Annotated in this window: 6 protein-coding genes; 5 read left to right on the top strand and 1 reads right to left on the bottom strand. The window is 64.4% G+C overall.

Features of this window, described 5'->3' with window-relative positions; translation table 11 throughout:
• The 5 genes from NW857_RS11705 to psb28 form a co-directional block, all read left to right on the top strand.
• Positions 1-1015, top strand: a 1015-nt coding sequence (locus NW857_RS11705) for a hypothetical protein (protein WP_414369018.1), incomplete at its 5' end; no start/stop codon positions are given.
• 18 nt (positions 1016-1033) lie between these two features.
• Positions 1034-1420 (top strand): thioesterase family protein, encoded by a 387-nt coding sequence (locus tag NW857_RS11700; protein WP_414347273.1) that lies wholly within the window; start codon positions 1034-1036, stop codon positions 1418-1420.
• A complete protein-coding gene (locus NW857_RS11695; RefSeq protein WP_414335666.1) occupies positions 1407-1955 on the top strand; it encodes a hypothetical protein in 549 nt (182 codons plus the stop codon). The genes NW857_RS11700 and NW857_RS11695 overlap by 14 nt, the downstream gene beginning before the upstream one ends.
• Positions 1956-1990: 35 nt before the next feature.
• Positions 1991-3157: a glycerate kinase gene (locus NW857_RS11690; RefSeq protein WP_414369016.1), complete on the top strand. Its 1167-nt coding sequence runs from the start codon at positions 1991-1993 to the stop codon at positions 3155-3157.
• Between the two features lie 232 nt (positions 3158-3389).
• A complete protein-coding gene (gene psb28, locus NW857_RS11685) occupies positions 3390-3704 on the top strand; it encodes a photosystem II reaction center protein Psb28 (RefSeq protein ID WP_414335669.1) in 315 nt (104 codons plus the stop codon).
• An 11-nt stretch (positions 3705-3715) separates the two neighbouring features.
• On the opposite strand, the gene NW857_RS11680 is transcribed toward psb28, so the two are convergent.
• The coding region (locus NW857_RS11680; protein ID WP_414369015.1) for an amidase family protein at positions 3716-4771 on the bottom strand (1056 nt) is incomplete at its 5' end.

The following is a 4771-nucleotide window of genomic DNA, read 5'->3' as shown; positions in this document are numbered from 1 at the left end:
GGAATCTCTGCCAGATCTCCCTTGGCCGGTGTTGTTACCTGTTGGTCTGGCCGCCCTCAGCCTAGTGGCGGGCACCCTGCCCTTGTTGACTGTTCCCGTTCGCGCCAGCGGGACAGAGTCCTCACCCGACAGCGAGGTGGAATCCAACCGGCTGCTGTCGGCCCTGGGGCACGGTGTGGGATGGCTGGTGGCGACGGCGCTGGCCCTGGCTCTGGTGCGCAACGGGCTGTACCAGGATCCCTTTTGGGCGCTGCTGTACGGGGCGGGGGTGTTGCTCTCGTGGGCTCTACTGGCTTTGGAGAGCAGGATCCCGGCACCCGAGGGGAAAGAGGCCTTGCTCTGGCGGGCCTGTGTGAGCCTGACGCTGGTAGGCGGTGGGGCGCTGCTGGCGTTGCGGCTGGGGGGATCCTACGGGGCGGCGCTGCTGGGGCTGGGGTGTCTGGCTTTTCCCAGCCGCTGGGGGGCGATGGCTGCCCTGTTTTTGTCGGCCCGACCCCTGCTGCAAAACCTGCTGCACCAGTTCAACCTGCAGGTGGCCGGGATCGACCTCACCCAGCCCTACGTATCGGCGGCGCTCTACTTGGGCATGGCGGCCATGGCCTTGGCTGCGCTTCTTTACTGGCTGCACGGGCTGGACAAACCCCTGCAAACCGGGGTCGGCCTGACGCTGGGCAGCCTGCTCCTGCCGCTGGGGGTGGGCTATTTCGTCCATGCCCAGCCGCAAGCAGCTTTCTTGCTGGCAGCCTTGATCACCGCCTTGATCTTGGCGGCGCTGCGGCCCATAGCCTTGAACCAAGAAGGGAGAAGGGCGACTTGGACGGGGATCCAAGCTTTGGGCCTGGCCACGCTCGCCATCCTCGGATCCAACCTCAGCCGCAACTGGACGGTGACGGGGTTCTATGCCACCCGCCTGGAGCGGGCCCTGGTGCTGGCGGCCAGCGTTGGGATCCTGGCTCTGTTCCTTTTGCTTGGGCAGGGCTGGCGCTGGTGGCAGTCCAGAACAGCGTCCCGCTAGCGTTGAGGTTCTAGGGTTGTGAAACTCCTTCCCCTCGGCACCCGTGGCACCTGGCAAGGGATCCCCGGCCCCGAGCAGACGGCTGAGGCCCTGGGCAACCCCGGCGTGAGGGTGATCGGATCCCCAGCTCTGTTGGCGCTGATCGAGCGATGTGGCCACAACACCTTGCAGCCTTTTTACGAGGGGGAAGAAGCGGCAGTCGGGATCCGCTTTGTCCTAGAACACTGCTCAGCAGCTGTGGTGGGGGATCCTCTACACCTTCAGGTTGAGGTTGTGCAAGTGGAGGGAAGGCGCGTTCAGTTTCAGGTGGAGATCACGCAGCAGGGGCGGCTGGTGATGCAGGGATCCTACACCTGTCAGGTAGTCGATTTGCCCCATTTTCTGGCCCGCTATGGGCTGGCTTGAGATCATCAAGTACCTGGCAGGGCTGCTGCTGGTCACTGGGTTGGGGCTGTTTCTGTTCTGGCCACAACAGCTCCTGCTACGCTACCGCAAGCCTTGGCAAGGCCCCCTCGCCTGGAGCTGGAAATGGCGCGGGTGGGGGGGCTTGGCTCTGCGGGGCAGCCGTCGGGGGTGGGAATGGCGCTGCGGATCCCTCTGCGTTCGCGGGCATTGGCCGGCCCGGGTGGGCTGCCGTCTCTCCTTTGCCGACTGGCCTCGCTTCTGGCCCCTTCTGAAGCAGTTGGCCAAGGGGATCCAGATCCAGTCCTGGCAAGGTGGCCTAGAAATCGGCTTTGCCGACCCGGCCTTGACGGGGCAATGCCTAGGGTTGATCGCCGCTCTGCCCCCCCCGTTGGCCCAACATCTGCGCCTTACCTTCGCCCGCAGCGGCTGGCGCGGACAGGGATCCCTAGTGGTTCGCTTTCGTCCCTGGCGGGTGCTGGGGCCAGCCTTGAAACTGGGGTGGCTGGCCCTCTGGGAAAGGATCCCGGACAATTAGCGCTGGAACAGCCTCGCCGAGCCAAACTTTGGGTTATGTCGAATTGGGGACAAAAGGAATGGGATCCGCGCGCGCCCCGGCGGATTTTGGTCTGCCCGGATAGCTTCAAGGGATCCCTGACGGCCACGGAAGCGGCAGCGAGCATGGCCCGCGGGATCCAACAAGTGTTGCCCCAGGCCGCGGTGGAGCTGCTCCCTCTGGCCGATGGGGGCGAGGGCACCCTGGAGACCTTGTTGCCGGCGCTGGGGGGAGAAAAACGAGGGCTGTGGGTCACCGGCCCGCTGGGGGATCCCGTCTGGGCCGAATACGGGGTGGCGGGCGAGCGGGCGCTGCTGGAAGTAGCCCAGGTGGCCGGCCTGACCTTGGTGCCCCCACAGCGGCGGGATCCCACCCGCACCACCACCTATGGCTTGGGGGAGCTGTTGCGGGCCGTCTGCCGGGATCCCATTGCCGAGATCTGGATAGGGCTGGGCGGATCCGCCACCGTCGATGCGGGCGCAGGGATGGCGCAGGCCTTGGGCTATCGCCTCCTGGATGAGGCCGGGGATCCCATTGGCTGGGGGGGAGGGGAGCTGGCCCGCCTGGCGCGCATCGAGCCGCCCGAGCAGCCTGTCTGGCTGGGCAAGTGCATCCGCGGCCTCTGCGATGTGCAGAACCCCCTCACCGGCCCGTTGGGGGCGGCTGCCGTCTTCGCCCCCCAGAAGGGCGCCACCCCTTCTCAAGTGCGGCAGTTGGAGCAGGCACTGCAGCAGTGGGCCAGAGTGGTGGAGCGCGACCTGGGCCGGACTGTGGACGGGATCCCAGGGGCCGGCGCCGCCGGCGGGCTAGGGGCAGGATTGGTGGCTTTTTTAGGCGCCACCCTGGAGTCGGGGATCCACTTGCTGGCCCAGCACTTGGCTCTGGCGGAGCGCATCCACCGCTGTGACCTGGTGGTGACCGGCGAGGGCCGCCTTGACGAACAGAGCAGCATGGGCAAAGTGGTAGGAGTGGTGCTGGAGCTGGCCATGGCAGCCCAGAAGCCCCTGCTGATTCTCTGTGGCCAGGCCACCCCGGCAGCCCGGGCCGACTTGGCCGCCCGACCTTTGCCAATTGGAGTTGCTGCCCTCTGCGACCGGATCCCGGATGTGACCGAAGCCCAGCGTCAGGCCAGCCACCACTTGGAACAGATGGCCGCTTGCGAGTTGAAAAAGTTTCTAGCCTAGGATCCGCTCATCACATAGTCATTGCAAAAGATTATGGAACAGCCTGTCCGTTGCTCTCCAGCTCCCCTCTCCCCCAGGGAGAGGGGCTGGGGGTGAGGGGCTGCTCCCCCAGGGAGAGGGGCTGGGGGTGGTCGCGTGAGCGGCGCGGAGCGTTTGGGCCGCTAGCGGCAAAGTGTCTTAATCGTATCTGGAACAACTATAATGGCCTGAATCGGTTATTTTTTTAAGCATCATGGTCAGTATCGAATTTTCTCCCGGCATTCCAGAAGTGCCCACCCAAGTACGGCTGCTGAAATCCAAAACCGGCAAGCGGGGATCCGCCATTTTTCGCTTCGAGGAGCTGAAGTCCGACACGCAAAACATCCTCGGCATGCGGATGATCGACGAAGAAGGGGAGCTGACCACCCGCAACATCAAGGCCAAGTTCCTAAACGGAGAATTCAAGGCCCTGGAAGTGATCTACGACATGGAAACAGAAGCCGAGTGGGATCGCTTCCTGCGCTTTATGGAGCGCTTCTCGGCGGCCAACCAGATGGGCATTGCCTAGCTGCTGGATCCTCAGCTTTTGGCTTTTTTGCTCCCTTTGCCGGGCTGGACGGGGGCAGATCCCTGGGTCTTTTCAATCGAAGGCTGCTCCAGTGGGGGCCGTCGCTGGTGCCAGTCGGTGCTTTGCTCGTAGGCATAGGCCACCCGCAGCACCTTGCTCTCTTGCAGGGCGTTGCCCACGATTTGCAAGCCAATCGGCAGCCCATCGGCAAAGCCACAGGGCAGGCTTAGCCCCGGCAAGCCCGCCAGATTGACCGGGATCGTCATCAGGTCGCACAGGTACATGCTCAAGGGATCCTCCCGCTCGCCGCTTTTGAAAGCCGGCGTGGGGGTGGTGGGGCTGACCAACACATCCACCTTCTCGAAGGCCCGCAGAAAATCTTGCTTGATCAAGGTGCGCACCTTCTGGGCCTTGAGGTAGTAGGCATCGTAGTAGCCGGCAGAGAGGGCATAAGTGCCGATCATGATGCGCCGCTTCACCTCCGGCCCAAAGCCGCGGGCGCGGGTCTTGCCATACATAGCCAAGAGCGAGTCGGCAGGTTCCCGCAGGCCGTACTTGACGCCGTCGTAGCGGGCCAGATTGGAAGAAGCTTCCGAAGGGGCAATGATGTAGTAGGTGGCCAGGCCGTAGCGAAAGCTGGGGCAGTCGATCTCCAGGATCTCTGCCCCCAGCTCCTGCAGGTGTTGGATGGCCGCTTGCACAGCCGCGCGGGTCTCTTCCCCACACCCTTCCCCCAGCAGGTCGCGGATGACGCCAATCTTGAAGCCTTTGATATCGGGGATCAAAGCCTGGCTATAGTCCGGGATCTCCACCCTAAGGCTGGTGGAGTCCATGGGGTCGTGGCCGGCAATCCCCTGCAGCAGCAGGGCCACATCCTCCACCGTGCGCCCAAACGGCCCCACCTGATCCAGAGAAGAGGCAAAGGCCACCAGCCCATAGCGGGAGACCAGCCCATAGGTGGGCTTGAGGCCAACCACGCCACAGAAGGCTGCCGGCTGGCGGATCGATCCCCCCGTATCCGATCCCAAGGCCACCACCGCCTGGTCTGCCGCCACCGCCGCCGCCGA

Origin of the sequence: Synechococcus sp. H55.9 (assembly GCF_047462355.1) — a bacterium.
Classification (GTDB): Bacteria; Cyanobacteriota; Cyanobacteriia; order Thermostichales; family Thermostichaceae; genus Thermostichus.
Note: the sequence above shows the minus strand (reverse complement) of the source record. Positions and strands in the feature narration are given on the sequence as shown.

Coding starts and splice junctions, on each gene's coding strand:
- NW857_RS11695 (WP_414335666.1), top strand. CDS start 1,407: ATGGGCTGGCTTGAGATCATCAAGTACCTGGCAGGGCTGCTGCTGGTC.
- NW857_RS11690 (WP_414369016.1), top strand. CDS start 1,991: ATGTCGAATTGGGGACAAAAGGAATGGGATCCGCGCGCGCCCCGGCGG.
- psb28 (WP_414335669.1), top strand. CDS start 3,390: ATGGTCAGTATCGAATTTTCTCCCGGCATTCCAGAAGTGCCCACCCAA.